This is a genomic window from Alkalibacterium sp. 20, from assembly GCF_001885615.1.
Taxonomy (GTDB): domain Bacteria; phylum Bacillota; class Bacilli; order Lactobacillales; family Carnobacteriaceae_A; genus Alkalibacterium.
In genome coordinates, this window is record NZ_LSRN01000034.1 from 33,549 (window position 1) to 59,426 (window position 25,878).

Consider the following 25,878-nt stretch of genomic DNA (forward strand, 5'->3'; position numbering starts at 1 on the left):
ATGATTTTTTCTGTTTAGGTGATTCAATCATGACGGAGGGCTTCAATTGGATCTAATCTTGCAGCTTTATTCGCTGGGAATACGCCGGCAACCACACTAATGACAATGCTGGCCAGGATACCAAACAGGGCATAAGCCGGGGTCATGTGTAAGATGGTTGTTCCAAATAGGTTTTCAACGGCAATGTTTCCGACCATCGAAATAAAGGAAGCAATTCCGACACCGAGCAAACCACTGAAGAGGCCAATGAGGAAGGATTCGGAAACAAAGATGCGACGGATATCTTTATTCCGGCCACCGATTGCTTTGAGTACACCAATTTCTTGAGTCCGTTCAACCACGCTGATATAAAGAACAGTTAGAATCATGATAGCTGAAACGAATAGGGATATGCCCGCTACACCCGACAAAATATAAGTGAAAATATCCAGCATTTGTGTAAAGGTCTCTGCCAGTGTATCGGTAGATGAACCTGCATAACCCAAATCGCTGATTTCATCTTTGATCATCTGCGATTTGCTTGCTTCATCTGCATAAAGATAGGCTAAATTAGGTTCGACGGTCAATCCGTTCTCCTCATTCATATCAGCGAAAGTGTCCATTGTCATAAAGACGGAATCATAAGCGCTAGCCGGTCCAATGGCATTTCCAGCAGTATAAATTCCACTGACTGTATAGTTACCAGTTAAAGGACTTCCATTCACTGATAGCTTTACTTCAACTTCCTCTCCTATCATGTCTTCTGCCGTACTGAACACGTTCTCTGCCATTTCTTCTGTAATTAGAACTTCACTATTTTCAGGAAATGACCCATACAAAATATTGGAATCGGTCATGTTTGCTGAGATGGTACCGAAGTTCATGAATGGATAAGATTCGTCTTCATAGACGACTGTGTCACTTCCAATTGAGAAGGATGAATATGCAAGTTCTATCTCCTCAACATGCGGAATTGTTTCTAGCTCGGCAATATTCGATTCTTCAAAAGCGATGTTTTTAGATAATTGAACAATTGGATTATTCGCGGCTAGATTTCCGGGTCCTCCACCTCCCTGTTCTGCAGGAGCCTCTGTATCCAATTCTTCGTCGGCCTCTTCCTGCGTTTCTTCAGTCATTCGTGCCTCACTGATCATGGGATTGACGTTTTCATTCATAGTGTCGGTTAAATAATCGTTCACACCGTTGCCAAGTGCGAGCATCAGGATAACGCTCATGATACCAATGCTGGCGCCCAATGCAATAAGGATATTCCGACCCAATTTTTCTTTCATGTTCAACAAAGCCATCCGAATCGCTGCAAAAAAACCAAGGTTTTTATTTTCTTGCCGTTTCTTTATTTGAAAAGTGTTTTTGTGGTCGTGTATATTTTTGCGTTTTTCGTCATTGATAATTTTCCCATCATCGATGGTGACTACGCGAGTGGAGCGCGAAGCCACACGTTCTGAATGGGTAACCATGATTACTAATTTACCATTTTTTGCAATCTCCTCAATGATATCCAATACTTGATCGGATGTCTGGGAATCGAGTGCACCGGTCGGTTCATCTGCGATGATGATATCTGGATCATTTACGAGAGCCCGTGCAATAGCCACACGTTGTTTTTGGCCCCCCGATAGTTGACTTGGTTTCTTTTTATAGTGATCCTTCAATCCTAAGTGTTCTAAGACTTCTTTGGCTCTTTCTTTTCTGGTATTTGCATCGACATTGGACAAGGTCATCGCCAAGGTAACATTATCTAACACAGATAGGTGAGGGACGAGATTGAAACTTTGGAAAATAAAGCCGACCTTTTCTTTATGAAAATTGACCATTTCTTTTTCCTTGAAGTGGCCGATGTTTTCTCCATCTACACGAATTTCACCTTCAAATTTCAAGTCAAGACCACCCAATACATTCATCAGTGTGGATTTTCCACTACCGGACTCGCCAATGATGGACACTAATTCTCCCTTGTCAAAAGATAATTGCACGTCTTTCAAGGCATGAAAACGATCTTTGTCGGTAATAGGATAATACTTATTTAAATTGTTTACTTCTAAAAATGGCATAAAACTGTTCCTCCTTAACAAGCAAGTGAGTAATCACTCACTTATGCTCTTGAATGAAGTATAGACCCTAACTGGGTATTCTGTCAAGGTCAAATTAAGGATGAAGTCCTTTTTCGAGAAAAAGAATAAGATGATCGGTTTCAGTCTTAGTTTCCGAGTTGGTGGAAAAGCCCATTGATTTGGCAATGACATATCCACTAATGATGCTTATGATGAGACGAATGATTTCTTCGTTGGGCCAATCTATAATCTCTTTCTTTTCTTTAAAGAGATTTATGATTTGATTGATTTCATCGAGCAATACTATAGGAATCAATGTGATCAAGTTATCGCGCATCGTTTCTTGATAGAGATATTCTGTCAGGAATATTTTCCAGATTTTCAGATTATTTCCGGCAAAATTTATTCGTTCTGGCAGTACTTGGTGAAGAAAATCTGAAAACGATAAGGTGCTGAGCCTATCCAAGTTGTTTTGTGAATCTGTTGGAATCAAGTCTTCAAATGATTGACTGAGAATCGGCAGGATGCTCGCATAAAGCAAGTTTTCTTTTGAGCCGAAATGCTTGAAAATAGTTCCTTCTGCAACATTTGCTGAGCGTGCGATATCTTTAGTTGAGGTATTTGAGTAGCCTTTTTCAGCGAACAATAATAAGCTAGCTTCCAAGATATCCTGCATCTTCGGGGTTAGTTTTTCATTGTTTTCAATTTTATGTTTAAACAGTTCGAAAATGGAGTCCAATTAAACCGCTCCTTCACGTGGTTTTGATTTCATCTTACGGTGTTAATTGAAAACAAGCAAGAGCTTTCAAGGAAGAGCGTGAATGTTCTATAGCTAAAAGAGAGATTATTAGACGGATGTACTGAAATCTTAATAAAAAAAACGATGCGATCGTTCCAATACTAAAGACACTTTTTCAATAAAGAAATCAAAAAAGTCAGGTCATATGCAGACCTGTCTTGAAAGGGAATCTAGTAAAGATAGAGAATATCGTGTACTGTTTCTTGAACTATGGATTCCAAACCTGTTTTTTCATTGAGTAAGGCATGTTCTTATATCACTTTGCTGTAGATGTGATAGGAGTTACTGGTGTACAAGGAAAAAATCGTTTAAATGAAATGAAGGACGTATCCCGATTGCTGGGATACGTCCTTCATTTCATTTAAATCAGTTTGTCATTCATAATTTTTTCTATCTCACCATATCCACCTTTGATATTAATGGCATGGGTGAAACCTCTCTTTTCTAGAGCGCCCAAGGCGATACTTGAACGCACACCGGATTCACAGTGGACAAAAAGAGGATCGTTTTCGGCAAAAGGAATGTCTCCGTTCAAGAGGTCTCCCATTAAGACACGTTTTGCTCCTTTTAGATGTCCTTCATCCCATTCTGATCGATTACGTACATCTAGAATATTTAAGCTTTTCTTTTTATTTCGATATAATTCTACGAATTCAGCTGCTTCAATATTAAAAGAAACAGTCAAGTTATCAAGGTTATCCGAACTAGCATAGCCGTTGACTTTATCAAAACCGATGAGTAAAAGCTGCCTGCTTGCTTCGTCGGAATCTTCTTTGGAACCGATCAGTGTCAATTCTTTATCGTAATCCAGGAACCAGCCAGCATAGCTCAAGAAATTATCATTCATTGGAATATTGAGTGTGCCATAAGTATGATGTGCCTGATAAACTTCTTTAGGGCGTAAGTCAATAATCAGTTCTGAAAACTCAGTTGAACTGATGGGATATACGCGAGTATCTAAAGCTCTTGGAACAGCGACTTTATTTATTTTTTTCATCTCTGCAAAGTAATTGGGTGGTTCAGGTTGCTCCAGCACAAGTTCTTTTTTAAATGCGTCTTCATCGTCAAGCTGAAAAGCCCAGTTATTTTCTTTTTCATATCCTAAGGTACTCATCGGGACAGCCCCTAATGATTTACCGCAGGCACTTCCGGCGCCGTGTCCCGGCCAGACTTGCAGGTAATCGGGAAGCTGTTTGGCTTTCTGGACGGAATGATACATATCTTTTGCGCCAGAATCGGTGGTTCCCTCCATCTGCGCGGCGGCTTCGAGTAAGTCCGGCCGACCGACATCTCCAACGAATAAGAAATCTCCGGAGAAGATACCCATAGGAACAGATGATCCTCCACCTTTATCTGTCAACATGAAAGAGAGGCTCTCAGGTGTGTGTCCAGGCGTGTATAAGACATCCAGAATAATATTACCGATTTCAATTGAGTCTCCTGCTTTGAGGTAAACTGTGTCATCGGGCATATTCTGATATTTCCAGTCAGTATCTCCCATATCGGAAACATATATTTCTGCATTTAATTTTCTGTTCACATCACGCAATCCGGAAGAAAAATCAGCGTGGATATGTGTTTCCGCCCCTTTAGTAATGGTCAATCCCTCTGCTTCAGCTGCCATGACATAGTCTTCCAGATCACGTAGCGGATCGATGATGATGGCTTCACCCGTTTGCTGACAGCCTACTAAGTAAGCCATTTGAGCTAATTGCTTATCAAAAAAAGATTTAAAATACATTTATGTCCACTCCCTAAATTTTTAACAGAGCGCTTATTTCTAATCATTTTAACATGCATAGGCGAGTCCTTTTAAGAAAATGCTTATTGACCCGCTTAAGTCTTTATGATCGATTTTTTATATACTAGTTTGTTAAAATAAAATGTAGTACTTTAGAAGGAGAGATAATTATGATACCTAAGATCATTCATTATGCCTGGTTCGGAGGAAATGAACTCGGACCGCTCGAAGAAAAATGTTTAGCAAGTTGGAAAAAGTATTGTCCTGATTGGGAAATTATGCGATGGGATGAATCAAATTTCACTCCCAAAGAGCATGGGAAGTATGCAGAACAAGCTTATGAAAGAGAAGACTATGCCTTTGTTTCGGATGTGGCCCGTCTGCATGCACTAAAAGAGCACGGTGGGGTGTATTGTGATACCGATATGGAACTGATAAAACCGATAGATAAATTTCGTGAATTTCCTGCCTTTTTCAGCTTTGAAATCGAAACGGAAATATCAACAGGAATTATAGGAGCAGAAGCCCATCACCCATTTATTGAAGAACTGTACAAAGATTATGAGGGTAGAGAGTTTATTTTGGCTGATGGTACACGTGACGATAAAACAAATGTAGATCGAATCACTGAGATAATGATTGAAAGAGGACTTAAACCCAATAATACGCGACAAGAAATAGAAAATTGCACTATTTTACCACGCGAATATTTTTCGCCCAAAGATTATTGGACACGTGAAGTGGATGCGACGCCTAATACACATGGCATCCATCAGTTTACCGGAAGCTGGTTATAATAATTATTTGATTCAGTGAACCAGGACATTTATGTTCTGGTTTTTTTCGTGTGTATACATATATTATTTTTTAGTTGTATAATAAATAGGAGTGTCATCTTATGAAAGGATGGGTTGCATGAAATTATTTAAAAACGGAAAAATTTACATAGAACGAGAGTCATTCGCCGAGGCGATGATTATTGATGATAACCGTATCGTTAAAGTAGGAACCCAAAACGAATGTTTAAGTGTCTTTAAAGGAGAGTCTGTCGTCGATCTAAAAGGACAAACGGTCTTGCCGGGTCTGATCGATTCGCATCTGCATTTTTTAATGACAGCTGAATATATTAGTTTGCTGCCAATCGCAGATGTCAGCTCATTGAGAGAACTTATAGAGCGTTGTCAAAAACACATTACAGAAACTGAGATGACGAAAGATTCCGTTTTATATAGCGAAGGATGGAACCATACAACCTTTACGGATGAAAAGAGGATGCCTGACCGGTTAGATTTGGATAAGGTATCTGCAGATGTTCCGGTCGTTTTAGTGCGCGTAGACAGACATGTCATGAGTTTGAATACAGCCGCTTTAAACTATTTCAATATCACAAGCGCCACAATCGTTGCAAATGGCGGAGAGATAATCAAAGATGAGTCTGGTCAGCCTACAGGGGTCTTAACAGAAGGCGCCGTTGATTTAGTCAAAGCAAAACTTCCTCGTAAAACAAAAGTGGAGAAGAAAAAGCTGTTGATCGATACGATGAAATTAGCCAATCAAGTCGGACTCACTTCCATGCACACGAATGATGCAAAAGACGAAACGATTGAAGAGACATTGAAGCTTTATGAGGAATTGGAAAAGGAACAGCGATTAACACTTCGGTTTTACCAGCAGATCTGGTTTAATGATGGTAAATATCTATCAGGTTTTTTAAATAGTTCTTATTCCTTTCAACAAGGATCACGCTGGAATAGAGTGGGTCCGATAAAATTCTTTATAGATGGCACGCTCGGATCACGAACAGCTGCGCTGAGAGAATCTTATTCCGATGATCCAACAACTCGGGGAATGTTGACCAAATCTCAGGAAACACTAACAGCAGAAGTCAAATCAGCAGTCGAGCATGGTTTTCAAGTGATCATTCACGGCATCGGCGACCGCGGGATCGAGACAATCTTAAACGCTTATGATGCCGCCTTAAATGGGCAGCCGAACAAGCTGAGACTGGGAATCAACCACATGCAGATCACCGGACATGATCTCATAGAGCGTGTAGCTGAAAAAGGTTACTTAACCTACGTACAGCCTATTTTCTTGGATGATGATATGCCCATAATTTATGAGCGTATCGGTGAAGAACGTGCGAACACCTCGTATCTTTTTCAGACAATGATAAACAAAGGGATCCATCAGTCGTTTAGTAGTGATGCTCCCATCGTCTCGTTTAATCCTTTTTATAATATTCAATGTGCATTGACGCGAAATCGTTTAGAATCCTCAGATGCGGAACCGTATCTACCAAGTGAGGCAGTAGATATTTATTCAGCCATAGATGCGTATACTTATGAAGGCGCCTATGCGTCCTTTGAAGAGTCAGATAAAGGTCGACTTAAAGAAGGTTACTTGGCTGATTTCATCATTCTTGATAAAGACATTTTCACCTGTGAACCGCAGCAAATCAAAGTGATAAAGGTAATAGAGACTTATGTCGATGGGGACTGTGTTTATAGTCGAGGTGAAGCGGATGAAAAATAAGATCCTAACCAAGACACGTTTAAAGAATTTGGCTCTTATTGTGATAGGTTCGCTGCTCTATTCTATCAGTGTCAATGTCTTCACTGTTCCTAACGGCTTGTCCGAAGGCGGTTTAACGGGTTTTTCACTGATCCTGTTTTATGTTCTAGGTATTACACCTTCTTACACCATTTTTATCATCAATATACTTATATTGGCGATCGGTTACAAGTTTTTGGATAAAAAGACTTTGTATTACACTTTAGTAGCCAACGGAATCATATCGGTACTTTTACTGGTTGTAACCAGATGGGAATTCATTCCGGAGACGACTTTATTAGCACCCATCGGTTCAGGTATATTTATGGGTACCGGCATAGGGTTGATTATGCTGGGACATGGCACAACTGCCGGCAGTGATATCATTGCTAAATTATTGCACAAGTACGTCGGTATCAATGTTCCAACGGGACTGCTTATGATCGATGTCTTTGTAGTACTACCGAGCGCGTTCATTATTGGTGCAGAAAATGCATTCTTGACACTGATCAATCTATACATCCAAAGTAAAGTGATCGACTTCATATTAGAAGGGCTAAATCCAAAAAAATCTTTCTTTATCATATCTGATAAGTATACAGAAATAGCTGAGGCTATTGAACAACAACTCGGCAGAGGTATAACTATTCTTGATGGCAAAGGCTATTATACAAAAGAGAAAAAAGAAATTTTATATATTATTATCAGTCGACGAGAAGTGTTGCGTATCAAGCGGATCGTAGAAGCGATCGATCCTAATGCGTTCATGACTATTTCTCACGTTCAAGAGGTGACGGGAGAAGGGTTTACCTACTTGTCTGAAGAAGTGAAAGCTGCACGGATCACTCAAGCAGAAAAAGCTTGGAATGATTAGTCTAGAATGGTTGCAATTTAGTTTCCTTACTTTATAATTATTATAAAGTAAGGAAATGCAAAGGAGTAGTAGAATGGCAGAAAGAATTATTGAAGTCGAGAATGTTAGTTTCAGTGTAGATCAGGAAAATATTTTAAAGGGTTTGAATTTTTCCATAAATAAAGGTGAACGCGTGACAATTACAGGTCCTTCAGGTGGAGGAAAGAGCACTTTACTCAAAATCATTGCCAGTATGTTATCCCCCACAGAAGGAGTTGTCAGCTATAACGGAAAGAATATTGCTGACATCAACCCAATAGATTACCGGAAAAAAGTCTCCTATTTCTTTCAAAATGCCACGTTGTTTGATCAAACCGTTAGAGACAACTTGTCCTTTCCTTATGAAATACGTGATGAGGAGTTTGATGAAACGAAAAGTGTCACCATGCTTGAGCGAGTGAAATTGAATCGTACTTACTTAGATAAAGCTGTAAAAGATTTATCCGGTGGAGAAAAACAACGTGTCGCTCTTGTAAGGAATTTGTTATATCAACCAGATATTATTTTACTTGATGAAGTGACAAGTTCATTGGATGCAGAAAACAAAGAGATTATTTATGCTATTTTAGATGAATTGAATGAAGAAGCGGCTATGACTATACTTTCTGTTACGCATGATGAAAGAGAAATCAATCAGGCAGATCGCGTCATTCAAATCGTTGATGGAAAGGTGGCAGATAAATAATGGGTTCAAATTTAGAAATCAGTAACTTTTCACTGCTGTTATCAACAGGATTAATATTTATTGCTGTCTTTGTTGCTTACAAGGAAAAATTGGGTTTAGGCAATGATATCTTTATTGCAGCTGTCAGAGCAGTAATCCAGCTGTTCATCATCGGATTTGTATTGAAGTATGTCATTCAAGTCGATGATTTCTTTGTAACCTTGGCTATGGTCCTGTTTATTGTATTCAATGCCGGTTTTAATGCACACAAAAGAAGTGAGGGCATTTCTAATTCGCTTGTTATATCATTAACGGCTATCGGAGCAGGGACCGCAATAACCTTAAGTATCATGATCGTTTCAGGAGCAATTGAGTGGGTACCATCGCAAATTGTTCCTATTACAGGAATGATAGCCAGTAATGCTATGGTCGCAATAGGCTTAACTTTTCGAGCACTAAACAGTAAATTTACTGATCAGAGACAGCAGGTATTGGAAAAGCTAGCTTTGGGAGCGAATGAAAAGCAAGCGTCGATGAGTATTATTCGAGAAAGTGTCAAAACAGGAATGAGTCCTTCTATCGATAGTACCAAGACAGTTGGATTGGTCAGCTTACCGGGCATGATGTCCGGATTGATATTTGCAGGAGTAGATCCTACAGATGCGATCCGATATCAAATTGTTGTCATGTTTATGCTGATATCAGTAACAAGTATTGCAAGTTTTATTGCGAGCTACTTAGCGTATAGAGAATATTATAATGATCGGAATCAGTTGCTAATTTGAGTATTAGAAAAGTCTTTTCTACTTTATAAGTAGAGGAGGCTTTTTATATTACACTGTTACAGGGTATCTCTAATCTGAAATAGTCCTGTAAGAATAAAACAGATATAATACAAACTAACTAAAAGGAAGTGACAAAGCGTTCAAACCCCTTTTTATTTTCGATTCGCATGGTAAGATACATTCAGTTGTTCAAAAGAAACGGTTGAACGCAAATGGAAATCGTCTAGAAACCTTACCAGTCGAATGAAACGAAAAGGGGAATTTTTTAAAATGACTATTCAGAAAAACACATGGCTTAAAGCAGGATTAACATTATCTGCAGCGGGATTAATGATGCTAACTAACGATACAGAAGCAAGCGCAAATGAATTCAGTAGCTCAAACTGGGTACCGAGTACGGTGCTTGAGATTGAAGAACAAATTAATGATGCAAAAGCAAATATGGAAAATGAGAATGAAACATTAGAGTACACTCTCCAATGGGGAGATACATTATGGGGTGTTTCACAAGTAACTGATATTTCAGTTGATAAACTTGCTAAAGTTAATGATATTGATAACCGCAGCTTAATTCGTGCTGGAGCAACGGTTTATCTAAGTAAGGATTTATCAGTTGTTTCCGTACAAAATGAAGAAGAAGTCGTAAGCTACGATGTTTCAACAGAAGAAGTAAAAGAAACAGAGACACCTAAAGAAGTAGAAGAAGCTAAAGAAGAAAAACAAATAGCAAAAGCTGAAGAAGCAATAAAAGCCGAAGATGCAGCAAAAGCAGCAGAAGCAGCAGAAGCGGCAGAAGCAGCAGAAGCGGCAGAAGCAGCAGAAGCAGCAGAAGCTGAAGAAGAAGCAGCAGAAGCAGCGAAAGTAGCAGAAGCAGCAGAAGCAGCAAACGCTGAAGAAGTAGCAAGAGTAGCAGAAGCAGCAGAAGCAGCAAACGCTGAAGAAGTAGCAGAAGCAGCAGAAGTAGCAGAAGCAGCAGAAGCAGCAGAAGCAGCAGAAGCAGCAGAAGCAGCAGAAGCAGCAAAAGCTGAAGAAGCAGCAAGAGTAGCAGAAGCAGCAAAAGCTGAAGAAGCAGCAAGAGTAGCAGAAGCTGAAAAAGCAGAAGCAGCAAAAGCAGAAGCAGCAAAAGCAGAAGCAGCAAAAGCTGAAGAAGTAGCACAGGCTAAAGCAACTGAAAGCAAAGCCTCAACAACTTCTAACCAAGAGGCTGAAGCAGAAACTAAAGATGAGTCGGGTCAATGGATGACAGTTGAAGCAACTGCTTATTCTCGTAATCAAGCAAGTCTAAGTAACTTTACGTTTGCTGGAATTGATTTAAGAGAAAATTCCCGTGTTATCGCTGTTGATCCAAATGTTATTCCATTAGGTTCAAGAATATTTGTACCGGGATATGGTGAATTCGTTGCCGGAGACACTGGTGGTGCAATCAAAGGTAACCGTATTGACCTTCATATGGAAGACTTAGAAGCTGCATGGCAGTTTGGGCGTCGTGAACTAGATATTAAAATTTTAAACTAATAAACTCATACAATTTAAAATAAGCATAAGGTTTATACCTTATGCTTATTTTTTTTGGCTTTTTTAAACAAACTGTAATAAACATAATAGCATTGCCATATCAGTAAATAAGTTGTTAAAGCGTTATGTTTTAAAACGATTTTCATTCATGTTAGTGTGTACTCAAGTAAAGGATTAACTTTTAGTGATAGCTACTTCTACTATTCGACTTCAAACAAATAAATAATTAATGAATCCGAAGTTAGCTTCTAAAATATTGAAAGTGTTGTTTTTTATAAAAGGAAGTTAATTTGATGAATCCTAAGAAGAATGAACAAATAAAAGGAGAGATGATATGAAATAGCTATATATGTTCTAAGCAATGATAGGACTATCCATAGCTGCATATTGTGATGGAAAATATTTGTATGAAGACACGGATTAATTAACGTATTAAAAAGAAAAGAAAGGAAGATAAAAATGAAAAAATTATCAAAATTACTAGCATTGACTATGACCGGCGGCTTGCTTTTAGCTGCTTGCGGAGATGCAGATGAGATTGATGATAATGATACGCCAGGAATAGAAGATCCGGCAGATCCAATGGATGAAGATTTGGACGATGATATGGATGGAGATCTTGACGAGGACATGGATGAAGATGTGGATGACGATATGGATGATGATACAGACGATGATATGGATTAATTAAGATCTTAGAAAGGAATTTGAGAATGAAGAAATTGACAAAGTTACTCGCATTGACTATGACCGGTGGCTTACTCTTAGCTGCTTGCGGAGATGCGTATAATGGCGATGACAACGATTCACCAGATGTCGAAGAAACAGAAGATTTAGACGAAGATATGGATTACGAAACTGACGAATAAGACTGCTTTTTTATTCGTCAGTGATAAGTATTTTGAAAAGAATAATATAAATAAAGAAGCACAACCTTTTGTTAATAGAGGCTTGTGCTTCTTTTTCTGTTTAGTCAAGCAGTGCGTTATATTTGGCTTTAACTGTTTCGTCTTTTAAATACACACGAGGTACACGTTTTCCGATACCACATAATATTTCATAATGGAAACTATCCGTAAGTTCAGCCATTTTGTAGATACTTGGATGATCATCACTAGGATCACCAATAAATATGAGCTCTGTATCTTCTGAAAAGTCAGGAATATCACTGACATCTAGCATTAATTGATCCATACATATTCGACCAACGATGGGTGCTTTATGATTCCCTGTAGTCAGATACCAGCGGTTGGACAATTGTCTGGGAATACCATCTGCGTAACCAATTAAAATAGTTGCGATAGTTCTTTCTTCGGGTGTTTCATAGGTTCTACCGTAACCAATCGTTTGCCCCTTTTCTACTTGCTTAAAAAATGCAGCGTGAGTGGATAACTGCATAACCGGTTCGAGATTGATTACATCTTCCAAGGCTTTATCCGGATGGTAACCAAATAAGGAAATACCAGTCCGTATCATATCCAAATGATACTCAGGGTATAATAGTGCAGCTGCTGTATTGCTACAATGGGTTAAATCAAAATTAATGTTCTGTTGATTTAGATAGTCGACAATATCAATGAAAAAATTATATTGATATTCTGTGTAGGCTGGATCAGCAGTGTTTTCTGCTTCAGCAAAATGAGTGAAGATTCCTTCAAAAACTACCCATTCAGAGGTCATCAATTGACTTAATTCTAAAGCCTGTTCTCGTGAACGAACGCCAATTCTTCCCATTCCTGAATCAACTTTTAAATGGATTTTTGCTTTTTGTTGCAGACTTTCAGCATCTCGTTTTACTTTTTCAGCAATTTCTTTTGAAAAAACGGTTATAGAGATATCATTTTTAATTGCCAGTGTGATGGTGTCAGGCTCAATAGGACTTAATAGCTGAATCGGACTTTTAATCCCCGCTTCTCTCAATTCCATTGCTTCATCTAAAATAGCCACACCAAGAAAGTCGATGTCCTGTTTTTCTAAATGTTTACCTACTTCTACTGCCCCGTGGCCATATGCGTTAGCTTTGATCACACCCATGAATTTGGTTTTTGGGGATAATAATCCTTTCATTTGATTATAATTGTAAGTGATTTTATCTAAGTCGATTGTTGCACGTGTATAGCGATAACTACCATGATGCACGATTAAAACTCCTTTCGGTTATTCCCTATTTTAACATGAACGAGTATGTACATTGAAGAAGCACTTTGATATTTTATTGTGACAGTTAAAAAATCAGCTCAAGTTAGTGTACCGTCTACAGTGGATAATGAAACAATAAAATGACACCTTGTCATTGTGCTTGTTTTTAGATAAGATAGATACAGTGACTAAAGGGAGATGTAAATATGATGAAAATTACCAAAGAAACGTTGGGAATATATAGAGATAAATTTAATGACAACATGAGTAACAAAGCCGTTCAAAATGCTATTGCCAAAGTTGGCATTAATAAATCATCAGTGGATAACAACATGACTCGCCGCCATAATTTTGTGTTTTCTCATGAAACTGAAAAAGGAGAAATAACAAATCAAAAATCAAGCGGACGTTGCTGGATGTTTGCGGCCTTAAATACAGCCCGTATAGATACTATGGAAAAATTAAATGTTAAAACATTCGAATTCTCTGAAAATTACACATTATTTTGGGACAAGTTAGAGAAATCTAATTATTTCTTAGACAGCATTATTGAAACAGTAGATGAACCATTAAATTCACGTTTAGTTCAGCATCTCTTGCAGGCTCCCGTTCAAGATGGGGGACAATGGGACATGTTTTCTGGTATCTTAGAAAAATATGGTGCAGTACCTAAAGCTGCCATGCCAGAAACCTATCATTCTTCTAACACCAAAGAATTAAATCAGTTACTTACTTCAAAATTAAGAGATTTTGCTGCCAATTTACGTGAAAGTTTTAGAGCCGGTAAAAGTAAAGAAGAGTTGATGGATCAGAAAGAGGACTATCTCTATTTTGTCTATTCACTTTTAGTTAAGACCTTAGGTGAAGTGCCAGAAACATTTACGTATGAATATCGTGATAAAGATGATAAATTCAACCGTATCAGTGGCATCACACCTCAAAATTTCTTCAAAAAATATGTCAAGTGGGATCTAGAGGAACGCATTAGCTTGATCAACGCTCCTACAGAAGACAAACCGTTTGGAAAAGCCTATACGGTTAAATATTTAGGTACAATAAAAGAAGCTCAACCTATTAAGTATGTTAATGCGCCTATCGAAGCCTTAAAAGATGCCGCTATGCAGTCAATTAAAAATGGTGAACCTGTGTGGTTTGGATGTGACGTCGGTAAAATGCTTGACCGTGAAGCGGGGATCATGGATGATAAAGCGTACGATTATGAAGTGACTCTAGGTGAGTCGGTAGAATTAACGAAAGCACAACGTCTCGATTATGGTGATAGCCTGTTAACCCATGCTATGGTCTTTGTCGGAGTCGATCTAGATGACGAAGGCAACCCAATCAAATGGAAAGTCGAAAACAGTTGGGGAGATAAAAATGGAGACAAAGGTATGTATTCAATGAGTGATAAATGGTTTGATGAATACAATTACCAAGTTGCAGTTAAGCGCAAATACATTGATGGGAAATGGCTCAAAGCCTTGGATGAACCAGTGGTCGAATTGGAACCTTGGGACCCAATGGGCGCTTTAGCAATGGTGAAATAAAAAAAGTGTTTAAAACTTTTGTCATGGCTCAACTTGGGCTTGTGCTGAGTATATCGAATGAAGCAGACATATAGCATTGCTCAAACGATTTATGACTTGAGTACGCCCAATATGGGCGCAAGAGATACCATTCAAATGTATTTTTTCTCTAATCAGACTTAACGCAACAATTAGAGATATAAACTAATGATGAAGAAATAAAAATGAAGAGACTGGGAGCATATCACATAATCCCAGTCTCTTCATTTTTATTATTGTAATAGTAATTCCAATGCCAGTAACACATTAGATGACAGAACTCCACCGATAATGAAATACATGATCATTTGAACAAAAGGGAACCAGCCCACATCATCTACCGATTTTTCTTTATCTGATATTATAGTGGAAAAAATAAAGTAGCCAATACCGACGCCGATCGCTAATACAGGTAGTAAAGCTTGCATTTGTGATCGGCGAAAGTAGCCAAATAAAAGGCCAATGATAAAACCAAATAGTTGAAGCAATCTTCTCTTAGATTTTTGGGACATTTTAACCCTCCTTATGATTTTACCATGAAATATAAAATTGTAAAAAAAGACATGTTCTCGCTAGGAGAACATGTCTGAAATCTTAAAAATCAAATTATAATATGATTTGTGCGCCAGGACCTAATGGTAAGCCAAGTACGTACCATACGACCAATAGTAATGACCAGGTAATCAAGAATGCGATACTGTATGAAAGCATCGTTGAAATGATTGTACCTAATCCACTTTTTTCATCGTAACGTTTAGCAAAGACAAGAATCATTGCAAAGTAACTCATTAATGGTGAAATAATGTTTGTTGATGAGTCAGCAATACGGTAAGCCATCAATGTCATTTCAGGTGCAATGTTTACTTCGAATAACATTGGTGCAAACACTGGGGCCATAATAGCCCATTTAGCTGAAGCTGAACCAATAAATAAGTTAAGGAACGCTGTAACTATAATGAAAGCTAGAATAAGCGGTAAACCAACAAATCCTATAGCTTCAAGGAATTCAGCACCACTGACTGCTAAGATCAATCCTAAGTTTGTGTAAGAGAAATAGTTAATAAATTGAGCTGCGAAGAAGGCTAAGACTAAGTAGCCACCCATTGAACTCATGGAGTCTGACATCCCTTTAACTAAATCATGTGATGTATCGATCTTGCCAGTTGTTTTTCCATAGAAATAACCAGGAATTGCAAAAAGCAAGAAAATCATGAAGAGTAAGCCTTGTCTCAAGAATGTATCCAATGTCATATTTCCAGTGGCTTCATCCAGAGCTCTTAATGCGCCGTTTTCTGGGACCATCATGAACGCCATAATACCCAAGAAGACAAGTAATGAGATAAATGCATTGCGCATACCTTTGTTTTCAATATCTGTAATGGGTTCATCGTCTGGTTTGTAACTCCCATTATATTCGCCGAGCCGTGGCTCGACTATTTTCTCTGTGACGAAAGCACCTACAGCAGTTAATACAAATGTAGAAACAATCATGAAGTACCAGTTTGCTGTAACAGCTACATCGTAGTCAATACCACCAGCGGTTAAAGCCTCGTTTGTAATACCCACAAGCAATGCATCTGTAGGACCAAAGATCAAGTTAGCTGAGAATCCGGCAGATACACCAGCAAAGGCTGCGGCTAGACCGGCAATAGGATGACGACCAGCTCCTGCAAAAATAATAGCACCTAAAGGAATAACAACAACGTATCCGGCATCGGATGCGATATTAGAAATAATACCGGCAAATACCACAGAAGCAGTTAAAAGTCCTGTTGGCACGCCTTTCAATAATTTCTTAAGTGTCGTAGAAATTAAGCCAGTCCATTCAGCAACACCTACACCTAACATAGCAACAAGTACTGTACCTAAAGGTGCAAAGCCTGTAAAGTTAGTTACAGCACTATTAAAGATGTGAGCTATGCCATCACTTGACATTAGTGAAACAGCTTCTACGCTTACGAAATCGCCTTCGGTTGCGCTGAAATACTCAACTGGTCCACCAAAACGGGCAACGATTTCGGATATCACGATAATAGATAAAGCTAATATTACGAATATGATAACTGGATGAGGTAACCCATTACCTACACGCTCGATAAATCCAAGAAATCCTTTATTTCTATTTTGTTCAGAATCATTCATTTAATTTCCTCCTTTAATTTATGAAATAGGAATAAGTTCTAATCTTACAAATCATATTAATGAGGGAATAATAAGTAAGATTAAAATTTAGCTCCATTTTTTATTATACTATAAATTCTATTCTAATACAAAACACATGGTAAGTTCAATAAAATATAACTAATTATTTTTTGAAAAACAAAAATAATTTCTTGTTGAATTGTCAGACTGAACTGGTAAAATTAATGAGAAAATCGACTTTATCAGAAGTATCGTTAATTAAAATTGTAATATAAATCGATTCCTTTTATAATTTAGTCAATGTATCTAAAGGAGAAATGAATGTGAATCAATCGTATAAACAAAAACAAAGTGTTACATATTACATGTGTGATCGAACACAACAGCTGACCTTATCAATGCTGGTCAATGTGCTCTTAAATGTATCGGAAAATCATTCAGCCGAATTGAATAGGCAGGAATCAGTGATTAGAGAAATGGGGTTCAACTGGATCGTTCTCAGATATGAATTTGTGGTCACGCGAATGCCACACTATAAAGAGGAAGTAGAAATAGAAACTTTTGCAACAGAATATAATAAGCTCTTTACCTATCGTGAGTTCATTGTACGCGATAATAATCAAAATGAATTAATAAAAGTCAAGACGACATTTGCGCTCATGAACATTGAAAATAGAAAGATGACAAGAATTCCAAGTGAGGTCATTAATCCCTATCAAGCCGATTTTTCTAAACGGATACGCCGAAACGCCAAACCGCATGAAGTAGATCTCATACAGGCAGTTCAGACAAATTATAGCGTGCGTTATTTTGATATTGATGCAAACCAGCATGTCAATAATTCAAAATATATAGAATGGTTACTAGATAGTTTGAATGCATCTTTTATGGCATCACATCAGATACAACATGGTATTATTACTTTTGATAAAGAAGTCAAAGAGGACGATACCGTGACCAGTAAAGTCAGCCATCGTTCGGATGCACACCTTTACACTGATCATCAAATTCTCGTGGATGAAACGATTCATGCTTCAGCTAGTTTTCAATGGAATGAAAGATAAGATGGGAGTTCAATTATGGTTACGATCAATGATATTGCAAAAGAAGCAGGTGTAGCAAAGAGTACGGTGTCCCGGTATTTAAATAATGGTTCAGTCAGTCCCAAGACGAAGGAAAAAATTGATGCAATCGTAAAAAAGAGAGGCTACAAACCAAATACGTTTGCGCGAAGTTTAAAAGCTCAAAAAACCAACATGATTGGAGTGATCATCCCACGTCTGGATTCCCCCTCAACGAATGAAGTACTGTCTGGCATAGATTCTAAAGCTTATGAAAAAGGATTTCAGCTGATCATTACAAATGCTAACCAAGAAACTGAAAGAGAAATAGAAGATATTTACACTTTAGCTAAACAAAAGGTAGATGGCATCATCTTTTTAGCTAAAGAAGTGACATCAAAACACAGAAAAACAATAGAAGAAATCGATATCCCTTTTTTGGTGTTGGGACAAGAAACAAAAGAAATTCCCTCCATTACCCACGATGATTATGGAGCAGGCAAAAAAATAGCACAACATGCCCTGGATTTAGGACATCATGATTTTCTCTATTTCACTGTATCAAGAGAAGATAAAGCGGTTGGTCGTGACCGATATGATGGATTCTATAAAGAAATTTCGAGAAACAGCCTGGCAAAAGTAGAAATGGTAGAGACTTCTTTCCTCATGCGAGAGGCCTATAATACAGCGATGATAGAATTGAAAAAATCAAAGGCAACATTTATTGTGGGCGCAACAGATACAATAGCCTTGGCGGTAATGAAAGCGGCTAATGATTTGAAGATGTCTGTTCCTGAGGATATTTCTATAGCAGGATACGGAGGTTATGATTTACTTTCTTTCATGTCGCCGGCGTTAACTACTGTTAAATACCCCTATTTCACTATCGGTGATTTGGCCATTGAAACACTTGAGAAAATGATTTTAAAAGAGGAAGTTCCTCATCAGCAAGCATTAGAGAATCAATTGATAATCAAAGAAACAACAAAAAAATTCAAATAGAGGGTTTACAAAGAAACCGCATTCATTTATAATGTAATAGAACCGGTTCCAATATAATGGGGCCACAAAAAATTGGAGGGATAAATATGGTGGATAACAGAGAGATTGCTCAGCAAGTGATCGATGCAATTGGCGGTAAAGATAATGTTGATTCGGTTGCACATTGTGCTACACGTTTGCGTATAATGGTCAAAGATAGAGAACAAGTGGATGATAGTAAAATAGAGGATATCGAAAAAGTAAAAGGCGTCTTTTATAATTCTGGTCAGTATCAAATTATTTTTGGCACAGGAACGGTTAACAAGATCTATAATGAAATCATTGATCTTGGCTTACCAGGTACGTCTAAAGGAGAAATGAAAGAAGAAACTAAACAGCAGGGCAATGCCTTTCAGCGGGTCATCCGTACTTTTGGAGACGTATTTGTTCCAATCATTCCTGTCCTTGTTGCAACAGGGCTATTTATGGGGCTGCGCGGCTTATTAACGCAAGAGCAAGTTTTGGGATTATTTGGATTAGTTCCAGAGGATATAAGTGCAAACTTCCTGTTGTACACACAAGTTCTGACAGATACAGCGTTTGCTTTCTTGCCGGCTTTAGTCGCTTGGTCAGCATTTAGAGTGTTTGGCGGCTCACCGGTTATAGGGATAGTCTTAGGTTTGATGCTAGTTAATCCGGCACTTCCAAATGCATATGCAGTAGCCAGTGGGGATGCATCACCTATTTATATGTTGGGTTTTATCCCGGTCGTCGGGTATCAAGGAACTGTCTTACCAGCCTTTATTGCAGGCTATATTGGAGCTAAAGTCGAAAAATGGTTTAGAAAAAATGTTCCTGAATCTCTAGATTTACTCATTTCTCCATTCGGAACACTATTAGTCATGAGTGTACTTTCGCTCTTTATTATCGGACCTGTTTTCCATTCTCTGGAAGAAGTGATGCTGGACATCGTCGTCTGGCTTCTGGAACTTCCGTTTGGCCTGGCGGGTATGATTATCGGCGGAACGCACCAGATCCTCGTTATCACAGGGGTCCATCATATCTTTAATTTCCTGGAGATCCAGCTGCTTGCAAACACCGATGTCAATCCTTTTAATGGGATCATTACTATGGGTATTGCCGGACAGGGCGGAGCAACACTTGCTGTGGCCATGAAAACGAAATCCAAAAAATTGAAAGCTTTGGCTTATCCTTCAGCCTTATCAGCCTTTTTAGGAATCACGGAACCGGCTATCTTTGGTGTGAATTTACGTTACATCAAACCATTTGTATTCGGTTTAGTCGGAGGTGCTGTGGGTGGTTTCATGGCAGATATACTTAATCTTGAAGCAACAGGAATGGCCGTTACCGTTATTCCAGGAACGCTTCTTTACTTGAATGACCAACTTGTCTGGTACATTCTAGCGAACCTACTTTCAATTGGTGTTGCTTTTACACTCACTTATTTATTTGGTTATACTGATAAAATGAGAGAAGATATGGAAGGTTCAAACGCTTAATTATTCAGGAGGAATAAGATGTCAGAAGTAGAACGAAATGATAAAAACTATACAGTCTATTATCATTTGCGCGCACCTCATGGGCTCATTAATGATCCCAATGGCTTAGTTTATTTTAATAATCAGTATCACGTGTTCTTTCAATGGAACCCAGAAGGGACAACACATGCAAACAAAACGTGGGGGCATGCTGTCTCTACTGATTTGATCGAATGGGATTATTTGAAACCGGCTTTGGAACCGACAGATTGGTTCGATAAAGATGGGTGTTATTCTGGTAGTGCATTTGAGAAAGATGGAAAGCTCTACTTGTTTTATACCGGAAACGTCCGCAATGTTAGCGGCGAGAGAGAAAGTTATCAATGTTTGGCTGTTTCAGAAGACGGTATTCATTTTGAGAAAAAAGGACCGTTGTTTGATCATCCAAATAATTACACGGCGCATCTTAGAGATCCGAAAATCTGGCAGGAAAAAGATGAATACTGGATGATTCTGGGTGCTCAAACACATGATTTAAAAGGGACGACCATAGTGTACCGTTCATCTGATTTGCTCAACTGGTCATTTGAAGGTGAATTTATGGATGTTTTGCCAGATTTTGGATATATGTGGGAATGCCCAGACGTGTTACAGTTACCCAATAAAGATGTGTTTGTCTTTTCGCCGCAAGGATTAGAAGCTAAAGGTGATTTATACCAGAACATCTTTCAAACTGGATACATGCTGGGAGAATTTAAAGCTGGGAAATTCATTCCGGATAAAGGGAATTTTATTGAAATGGACCGAGGCTTTGAGTTTTATGCTCCTCAATCTTTCAAAGATAATAATGGAAGAACCCTGATTTTCGGTTGGATGGGTGCAATGGACCCTGATGTCGAAAAGGCAGTCCCTACTATAAAAGAGGGTTGGATTCATCACTTAACACTACCCAGAGAAATCAAAATAGTGGGAAATCAGTTATTACAGCAACCGGTCGAAGAACTGAAAGAGTTGCGACACGAATCGTTTGATCTGTTAAAGGATATAGCTGAGAAAGATAGCATTGAATTCTCCACACCTGAACAAGAAATCAATTGTTCTTGGAACGATGCACCAGCATCATTTGTTTGGAAATTCCTTAATGAAGTCACGGTCACTTATGATGCGACCGAAAAGCGTATCACTGTCGAGCGCACAAATTGGTTGACGGGAGAGCGAGAAACAAGAAGTGTCAGTTTGACGCGAGCGCTTGAAAGGTTGCAGTTATTCCTGGAGGATTCATCAATGGAAATCTATCTGAACCAGGGGGCTGAAGTGTTCTCACTGCGTTATTTCAACGATAATCGAACAAGTATGTGGCAATGGAAAGAAGAAAACTGGAAAGATCATTTAGCTGACTTAACTGTTCATGAATTAAAAAGAACGATTAAGTTTAAATAAAAAACAACGCTTATCTGTTAGTTTACAGATGAGCGTTGTTTTTGGTTAATCAATCAAAACATTGTTTGAATAATTCGTCTGCGTTGTCTTGTTCTAGAATGACTTGTAATTTGATTCTGGCTTTTACTCCGGTCAGACCTGGAGCAAAAATAGCACCAAGTTCTTTCAGGTGTTTCCCCCCGCCTTTATAAGCGTAAATATCTTGAGCTATCCCACTGAATGCGCGGGAAGTGATGACGATCTTAACGTTATTATTAAGCAGTTTTTTGATGCCCGGTAACGTTGCTGGAGGTAGATTCCCAGCACCTAAGGCCTCAATAACGAGACCGTCAATATCAGTTGAAGCAAGGGCATCAAAAAGTGTGCTATCCATTCCGGCGAAAGCTTTAATCAAACACACATTTTTAGAAATGGACCGGACAGGATAAGTTTCGTCAAAGACTAATTTCTGAAAGAAGCGGACTACGTGTTTAGATACGATGCCGATTGGACCAAATGTTGGCGTTCTGAAAGTCGCTACATTGGTCGTGTGTGTTTTGGTGACATATCGCGCAGTGTGTATTTCTTCGTTCATAACAACCAGCACACCTTTATCTTTCGAATCATTGGATAAAGCCGTCCAGATCGCATTTTGCAAGTTGCTCACTCCATCAGACCCGAGTTCATCCGTGGGTCGCATTGCACCGGTCAGCACAATAGGGAAAGGTGAATTTAGAGACAGGTCTAAAAAGTAGGCCGTTTCTTCCAGCGTATCTGTTCCGTGAGTAATCACAGCACCGTCGAAACGTTCTTCTTCAATGGCTTTAATGAGTCTTTTTTGTATATCCAGCATATTGTGCAAAGTAACATGTGGTGAAGGCAAATGAAAAATATCCTCTTCAGTTATTTCGATATTTTCTTCAAATAAGTGACTGTACTGGTGTAAAGGGTGTTCATCGGTTGGTTTAACGGCACCTGTACGTTGGTCGGTACTCATTGAAATAGTGCCACCTGTATGCAAAAGTAAAATTCTTTTCACTTTAACTATCCTTTCTTTTTCTAAAGTAAGGGTTCGTTTGTTTTTCATAACCGATGGTTGTAGAATCGTTGTGACCAGGATAAACGGTGTAGTCGTCCGGCAAGACAAAAAGCATTTCTTCAACAGCGGGGATCAATTTTTCCGATTCGCTTCCAGGTAAATCTGTCCGGCCGATACTGCCTTTAAATAACGCATCTCCAGAAAAGACACAGGCAGCTTCTTTGAAAATGAAACTGACACCACCTGGCGAGTGTCCGGGAGTAGCAACCACGTCAAATGAAAAGGGACCGATTGTCACTGATTCCGACAGGTCAAATGTGTATTCTGCGGGATTAGCTCTTAAATCAAAATTCGTATAAGTTGATAAGTTCAGACTTGGATCGCCTAACCAATCTTGTTCTTTTGCACTGACGTAAACGGGAATCGCATAATCCGTTCGGATATCTTCCAGTGCTCCAATATGATCATAATGTGTATGTGTCAATATGACAGCTAAGGGCGTAACGTTTAGATTGTCCAGTTCTTTCTTGATTTTATTTGTTTCAGCACCTGGGTCGACAATCAATGCTTCAGTATTGTTATAGATGATATAGCAATTTTCATTGATGGCGCCTGTTTCGATTTGTTTTACTTGAATCATTCATATGACCTCCTTTGTTCTTCGTTTAGTATAACCAAATAGTTATCTTCTGTCGATAAAGGCATATTGGTTGAGAACGCGAAAATTTTGTCATATTCTATAGATAGAAGAAAAAAACACATAGGAGGTATAAAAATGTCGACACCAGAAGTAAAAGAATGTTTAAACGATCTTGTTGCTACACAAGGTCTGTTTTATACGAAACTCCATCAAGCTCACTGGTTTATCAGAGGACATCATTTCTTTAATTTACACGTTAAATTGGAAGAGTATTATGACAAAATAACTAAACACATGGATGCTACAGCTGAAAGACTCTTGCAAATCGGCGGAGAGCCCTATTCAACTCTACAAGAATTTATTGATCATTCATCCATTAAAGAAACGCTTGAGAACAAAAACATTCCTGAAGAACCATTCATTAAAGCTATCGTTTTAGATTTTGAAATCCTCAGAGACGATTTGAAAAATGCAATCGAGTTGATCGATGAAAACAATGATGATGTAACTGTTGATATGCTGATCGCACAAAAAGCATTTGTTGATCAAACGATCTGGATGCTTTGGGCTTATGCAGGAAAAAACGCATTAGGTAAATAACATCGAACATAAGGAGCTGGCATTTAGCCGGCTCTTTTTTTGTAAAGAGTAGGATTATTCAAAAAAATGTGATAGGATTATGAATAGTTTATGAGTAGAGAAGGGTAACGATGAAGATAATTACAAAAAATGAGCAAGAGACAAAAATGATTGCAAAAAAATTAGCTACCCTACTGAAGCCTTCCATGACTGTTTTGCTGGAAGGACAGTTAGGAGCAGGCAAGACGACCTTTACTAAGGGTGTTGCCGAAGGACTAGGGATCAAACGCATAATAAAGAGTCCCACCTATACATTGATAAAGGAATACACTGATGGGGACCTACCACTTTATCATATGGATCTCTATCGTCTTGAAGACGCAGAAGACGAAGAGTTGGGATTGGAAGAGTACTTTTTTGGTGAAGGAATCACCATTGTGGAATGGGGTTCTTTTATGAAAGAAGAGCTACCAGCGGAACACCTGCTGATTGAAATCAATGTTTTAAACGATTCAGAACAACGTGAATTGATTTTTAAAGCACATGGTAAAAAATATACTGAAATAGTGGAGCGATTAGAAAATGAATGAAACAATTGATTGTATTATACGGGAAGCCATTCCAAGCGATGCAGAACAGATCTTAAAGTTTTTGAATGAAACAGCCGCTCAGACAGGATTTATGACACAAGGTAGAGAAGGGGTTGGCGTGAGCGTTGAGGAAGAAGAGGAACAACTTGATACTATCTATTCTTCTTTAAATAATTGTGTGTTTATTGCCCGTGTGGATGAAGAGGTTGTGGGTATTGCATCGATACACGCTTCCGATAAACCTAAAATCGAACATATTGGAGAAATAGGTGTCGTCGTAGACAAGGGTTATTGGGGATTCGGGTTAGGAACGTTGCTGATGGAGGAATTGTTACTTTGGGCAGATGAATCGCCAATGCTTAGTCGCCTGGAATTAAAAGTGCAGGAACGAAATAGCCGCGCCCGTCATTTATATGAAAAATTGGGTTTCAAATTAGAAGCTATTATGGAACAAGGCGTCAAAGACGAAGGACAATTACTTAACGTCTGTTTAATGAGTAAGTTGATATAAAAAAACGTCAGGAATTATTCCTGACGTTTTTTTGTCGATTATTTAATGAAGCGATCCAGAGAAAGCTTACCATATTCTTTTTCCTGATTGAGTAATATCGTTGCGCAGGCACGTGCATCATCCAATGCGTGATGGTGATTTAAAGAGATGCCATAATATGCGGCGACCGTATTTAATTTGTGATTCGGTAATTCCCGCAGCAGTGAGCGTGAAGACTGCACAGTGCATAGTGTTTGGAATCCAGGTGCATCTATACCGTAATGTAACAGCGTACCAGTCAGAATACGTTTATCAAATGGCATGTTGTGAGCCACGACTAGTTGATCTGGGGTGAAAAATCTTTTCATATCGTTCCATACATCTGGAAATTTTGGTGAGTCATATACGTCAGTTTCACTTATTCCGTGGATCTGTGTGTTCATACGGTCAAACCATGTTTCAGGTTGGATCAAGGTGTAATATTCATCGACGATCTTGCTGTCTCTAACGATGGTTAAAGCAACAGAACAGGCACTGTGTGACTGTCGGTTGGCTGTTTCAAAATCTATAGCTGTAAAATTCATTTAGTTAACCTCTTTTACTTAAATCTTATTTAGTCTTTATAGTATAGCATGATTCACAGGAGTTTCAAGACGAATAACGGGATCAAAGTAAAATGACTTTAGTTGTAAAAAAGGAAGGCACGGAATATC

At 38.5% G+C, this 25,878-nt stretch carries 24 protein-coding genes and 1 pseudogene; 16 read left to right on the forward strand and 9 right to left on the reverse strand.

Going from position 1 to position 25,878, the window contains the following annotated elements:
- Nucleotides 1-23: 23 nt before the first annotated feature.
- From AX762_RS06565 to AX762_RS06575, 3 genes are all read right to left on the reverse strand, one after another.
- Complete coding sequence (locus AX762_RS06565) at nucleotides 24-2,051, reverse strand: ATP-binding cassette domain-containing protein (protein WP_071848352.1); 2,028 nt, start codon at nucleotides 2,049-2,051, stop codon at nucleotides 24-26.
- 94 nt (nucleotides 2,052-2,145) lie between these two features.
- Nucleotides 2,146-2,790 (reverse strand): TetR/AcrR family transcriptional regulator, encoded by a 645-nt coding sequence (locus AX762_RS06570; RefSeq protein WP_071848353.1) that lies wholly within the window; start codon nucleotides 2,788-2,790, stop codon nucleotides 2,146-2,148.
- A 421-nt stretch (nucleotides 2,791-3,211) separates the two neighbouring features.
- The gene (locus AX762_RS06575) at nucleotides 3,212-4,591 is read right to left on the reverse strand and encodes a rhodanese-like domain-containing protein (protein WP_071848354.1); all 1,380 of its coding nucleotides are present in this window, start codon (nucleotides 4,589-4,591) and stop codon (nucleotides 3,212-3,214) included.
- A 170-nt stretch (nucleotides 4,592-4,761) separates the two neighbouring features.
- Between AX762_RS06575 and AX762_RS06580 the strand changes: the two genes are divergently transcribed.
- From AX762_RS06580 to AX762_RS12780, 8 genes are all read left to right on the forward strand, one after another.
- Nucleotides 4,762-5,388, forward strand: a complete 627-nt coding sequence (locus tag AX762_RS06580; RefSeq protein ID WP_071848355.1) for a glycosyltransferase family 32 protein — start codon at nucleotides 4,762-4,764, stop codon at nucleotides 5,386-5,388.
- 118 nt (nucleotides 5,389-5,506) lie between these two features.
- Nucleotides 5,507-7,126, forward strand: coding sequence for an amidohydrolase (locus AX762_RS06585; protein ID WP_071848356.1), 1,620 nt, complete (start codon nucleotides 5,507-5,509; stop codon nucleotides 7,124-7,126).
- Nucleotides 7,116-8,018, forward strand: a complete 903-nt coding sequence (locus tag AX762_RS06590; RefSeq protein WP_071848357.1) for a YitT family protein — start codon at nucleotides 7,116-7,118, stop codon at nucleotides 8,016-8,018. Before AX762_RS06585 ends, AX762_RS06590 begins: the two co-directional genes overlap by 11 nt.
- 73 nt (nucleotides 8,019-8,091) lie before the next feature.
- Nucleotides 8,092-8,742, forward strand: a complete 651-nt coding sequence (locus tag AX762_RS06595) for an ATP-binding cassette domain-containing protein (protein ID WP_071848358.1) — start codon at nucleotides 8,092-8,094, stop codon at nucleotides 8,740-8,742.
- Nucleotides 8,742-9,506, forward strand: a complete 765-nt coding sequence (fetB, locus tag AX762_RS06600; protein WP_071848359.1) for an iron export ABC transporter permease subunit FetB — start codon at nucleotides 8,742-8,744, stop codon at nucleotides 9,504-9,506. The genes AX762_RS06595 and fetB overlap by 1 nt, the downstream gene beginning before the upstream one ends.
- A gap of 270 nt (nucleotides 9,507-9,776) precedes the next feature.
- Nucleotides 9,777-11,021: a 3D domain-containing protein gene (locus AX762_RS12410; RefSeq protein WP_177244052.1), complete on the forward strand. Its 1,245-nt coding sequence runs from the start codon at nucleotides 9,777-9,779 to the stop codon at nucleotides 11,019-11,021.
- 459 nt (nucleotides 11,022-11,480) lie between these two features.
- Nucleotides 11,481-11,708: a hypothetical protein gene (locus AX762_RS12775; protein WP_071848360.1), complete on the forward strand. Its 228-nt coding sequence runs from the start codon at nucleotides 11,481-11,483 to the stop codon at nucleotides 11,706-11,708.
- Between the two features lie 26 nt (nucleotides 11,709-11,734).
- The gene (locus AX762_RS12780) at nucleotides 11,735-11,890 is read left to right on the forward strand and encodes a hypothetical protein (protein WP_177244053.1); all 156 of its coding nucleotides are present in this window, start codon (nucleotides 11,735-11,737) and stop codon (nucleotides 11,888-11,890) included.
- A 100-nt stretch (nucleotides 11,891-11,990) separates the two neighbouring features.
- Here the strand turns inward: AX762_RS12780 and alr are convergent, their stop codons facing one another.
- Nucleotides 11,991-13,160, reverse strand: a complete 1,170-nt coding sequence (gene alr, locus AX762_RS06625; RefSeq protein WP_071848361.1) for an alanine racemase — start codon at nucleotides 13,158-13,160, stop codon at nucleotides 11,991-11,993.
- Nucleotides 13,161-13,366: 206 nt separating this feature from the next.
- Here alr and AX762_RS06630 point away from each other — a divergent pair, with 206 nt between their 5' ends.
- A complete protein-coding gene (locus AX762_RS06630) occupies nucleotides 13,367-14,707 on the forward strand; it encodes an aminopeptidase C (RefSeq protein WP_371261635.1) in 1,341 nt (446 codons plus the stop codon).
- 251 nt (nucleotides 14,708-14,958) lie between these two features.
- Here the strand turns inward: AX762_RS06630 and AX762_RS06635 are convergent, their stop codons facing one another.
- Both AX762_RS06635 and AX762_RS06640 read right to left on the reverse strand, forming a co-directional pair.
- Nucleotides 14,959-15,237: a hypothetical protein gene (locus AX762_RS06635; RefSeq protein ID WP_071848362.1), complete on the reverse strand. Its 279-nt coding sequence runs from the start codon at nucleotides 15,235-15,237 to the stop codon at nucleotides 14,959-14,961.
- A gap of 94 nt (nucleotides 15,238-15,331) precedes the next feature.
- Complete coding sequence (locus AX762_RS06640; protein ID WP_071848363.1) at nucleotides 15,332-16,867, reverse strand: AbgT family transporter; 1,536 nt, start codon at nucleotides 16,865-16,867, stop codon at nucleotides 15,332-15,334.
- A 323-nt stretch (nucleotides 16,868-17,190) separates the two neighbouring features.
- Here AX762_RS06640 and AX762_RS06645 point away from each other — a divergent pair, with 323 nt between their 5' ends.
- The 4 genes and pseudogenes from AX762_RS06645 (at nucleotide 17,191) to AX762_RS06660 (ending at nucleotide 21,848) form a co-directional block, all read left to right on the forward strand.
- The gene (locus AX762_RS06645; RefSeq protein ID WP_177244054.1) at nucleotides 17,191-17,931 is read left to right on the forward strand and encodes an acyl-[acyl-carrier-protein] thioesterase; all 741 of its coding nucleotides are present in this window, start codon (nucleotides 17,191-17,193) and stop codon (nucleotides 17,929-17,931) included.
- A gap of 15 nt (nucleotides 17,932-17,946) precedes the next feature.
- Nucleotides 17,947-18,930 carry a LacI family DNA-binding transcriptional regulator gene (locus AX762_RS06650; protein ID WP_071848365.1) on the forward strand — a complete coding sequence of 328 codons (984 nt, stop codon included), beginning with the start codon at nucleotides 17,947-17,949 and terminating at the stop codon, nucleotides 18,928-18,930.
- Between the two features lie 89 nt (nucleotides 18,931-19,019).
- Nucleotides 19,020-20,414: pseudogene (locus tag AX762_RS06655) on the forward strand (sucrose-specific PTS transporter subunit IIBC); the annotation flags it as partial.
- Between the two features lie 33 nt (nucleotides 20,415-20,447).
- The gene (locus AX762_RS06660) at nucleotides 20,448-21,848 is read left to right on the forward strand and encodes a glycoside hydrolase family 32 protein (protein ID WP_071848366.1); all 1,401 of its coding nucleotides are present in this window, start codon (nucleotides 20,448-20,450) and stop codon (nucleotides 21,846-21,848) included.
- A 49-nt stretch (nucleotides 21,849-21,897) separates the two neighbouring features.
- Here AX762_RS06660 and AX762_RS06665 read toward each other — a convergent pair whose 3' ends face one another.
- Both AX762_RS06665 and AX762_RS06670 read right to left on the reverse strand, forming a co-directional pair.
- The gene (locus tag AX762_RS06665) at nucleotides 21,898-22,914 is read right to left on the reverse strand and encodes an asparaginase (protein WP_305728183.1); all 1,017 of its coding nucleotides are present in this window, start codon (nucleotides 22,912-22,914) and stop codon (nucleotides 21,898-21,900) included.
- Nucleotides 22,868-23,503 carry an MBL fold metallo-hydrolase gene (locus tag AX762_RS06670; RefSeq protein ID WP_218162481.1) on the reverse strand — a complete coding sequence of 212 codons (636 nt, stop codon included), beginning with the start codon at nucleotides 23,501-23,503 and terminating at the stop codon, nucleotides 22,868-22,870. Before AX762_RS06670 ends, AX762_RS06665 begins: the two co-directional genes overlap by 47 nt.
- 138 nt (nucleotides 23,504-23,641) lie before the next feature.
- Between AX762_RS06670 and AX762_RS06675 the strand changes: the two genes are divergently transcribed.
- The 3 genes from AX762_RS06675 to AX762_RS06685 all read left to right on the forward strand — a co-directional run bounded on the left by AX762_RS06675 (nucleotide 23,642) and on the right by AX762_RS06685 (nucleotide 25,186).
- Nucleotides 23,642-24,106, forward strand: a complete 465-nt coding sequence (locus tag AX762_RS06675) for a Dps family protein (protein ID WP_083432854.1) — start codon at nucleotides 23,642-23,644, stop codon at nucleotides 24,104-24,106.
- Nucleotides 24,107-24,216: 110 nt separating this feature from the next.
- A complete protein-coding gene (tsaE, locus tag AX762_RS06680; protein WP_071848369.1) occupies nucleotides 24,217-24,675 on the forward strand; it encodes a tRNA (adenosine(37)-N6)-threonylcarbamoyltransferase complex ATPase subunit type 1 TsaE in 459 nt (152 codons plus the stop codon).
- Complete coding sequence (locus tag AX762_RS06685) at nucleotides 24,668-25,186, forward strand: GNAT family N-acetyltransferase (protein ID WP_071848370.1); 519 nt, start codon at nucleotides 24,668-24,670, stop codon at nucleotides 25,184-25,186. Before tsaE ends, AX762_RS06685 begins: the two co-directional genes overlap by 8 nt.
- Before the next feature lie 38 nt (nucleotides 25,187-25,224).
- Here AX762_RS06685 and AX762_RS06690 read toward each other — a convergent pair whose 3' ends face one another.
- On the reverse strand, nucleotides 25,225-25,749 hold the full coding sequence (locus AX762_RS06690) for a 3'-5' exonuclease (protein ID WP_071848371.1): 525 nt from the start codon (nucleotides 25,747-25,749) through the stop codon (nucleotides 25,225-25,227).
- Between the last annotated feature and the right edge of the window lie 129 nt (nucleotides 25,750-25,878).

Coding starts and splice junctions, on each gene's coding strand:
- AX762_RS06565 (WP_071848352.1), bottom strand. CDS start 2,051: ATGCCATTTTTAGAAGTAAACAATTTAAATAAGTATTATCCTATTACC.
- AX762_RS06575 (WP_071848354.1), bottom strand. CDS start 4,591: ATGTATTTTAAATCTTTTTTTGATAAGCAATTAGCTCAAATGGCTTAC.
- AX762_RS06580 (WP_071848355.1), top strand. CDS start 4,762: ATGATACCTAAGATCATTCATTATGCCTGGTTCGGAGGAAATGAACTC.
- AX762_RS06585 (WP_071848356.1), top strand. CDS start 5,507: ATGAAATTATTTAAAAACGGAAAAATTTACATAGAACGAGAGTCATTC.
- AX762_RS06590 (WP_071848357.1), top strand. CDS start 7,116: ATGAAAAATAAGATCCTAACCAAGACACGTTTAAAGAATTTGGCTCTT.
- AX762_RS06595 (WP_071848358.1), top strand. CDS start 8,092: ATGGCAGAAAGAATTATTGAAGTCGAGAATGTTAGTTTCAGTGTAGAT.
- fetB (WP_071848359.1), top strand. CDS start 8,742: ATGGGTTCAAATTTAGAAATCAGTAACTTTTCACTGCTGTTATCAACA.
- AX762_RS12410 (WP_177244052.1), top strand. CDS start 9,777: ATGACTATTCAGAAAAACACATGGCTTAAAGCAGGATTAACATTATCT.
- AX762_RS12775 (WP_071848360.1), top strand. CDS start 11,481: ATGAAAAAATTATCAAAATTACTAGCATTGACTATGACCGGCGGCTTG.
- AX762_RS12780 (WP_177244053.1), top strand. CDS start 11,735: ATGAAGAAATTGACAAAGTTACTCGCATTGACTATGACCGGTGGCTTA.
- AX762_RS06630 (WP_371261635.1), top strand. CDS start 13,367: ATGATGAAAATTACCAAAGAAACGTTGGGAATATATAGAGATAAATTT.
- AX762_RS06635 (WP_071848362.1), bottom strand. CDS start 15,237: ATGTCCCAAAAATCTAAGAGAAGATTGCTTCAACTATTTGGTTTTATC.
- AX762_RS06640 (WP_071848363.1), bottom strand. CDS start 16,867: ATGAATGATTCTGAACAAAATAGAAATAAAGGATTTCTTGGATTTATC.
- AX762_RS06650 (WP_071848365.1), top strand. CDS start 17,947: ATGGTTACGATCAATGATATTGCAAAAGAAGCAGGTGTAGCAAAGAGT.
- AX762_RS06660 (WP_071848366.1), top strand. CDS start 20,448: ATGTCAGAAGTAGAACGAAATGATAAAAACTATACAGTCTATTATCAT.
- AX762_RS06665 (WP_305728183.1), bottom strand. CDS start 22,914: ATGAAAAACAAACGAACCCTTACTTTAGAAAAAGAAAGGATAGTTAAA.
- AX762_RS06675 (WP_083432854.1), top strand. CDS start 23,642: ATGTCGACACCAGAAGTAAAAGAATGTTTAAACGATCTTGTTGCTACA.
- tsaE (WP_071848369.1), top strand. CDS start 24,217: ATGAAGATAATTACAAAAAATGAGCAAGAGACAAAAATGATTGCAAAA.
- AX762_RS06685 (WP_071848370.1), top strand. CDS start 24,668: ATGAATGAAACAATTGATTGTATTATACGGGAAGCCATTCCAAGCGAT.
- AX762_RS06690 (WP_071848371.1), bottom strand. CDS start 25,749: ATGAATTTTACAGCTATAGATTTTGAAACAGCCAACCGACAGTCACAC.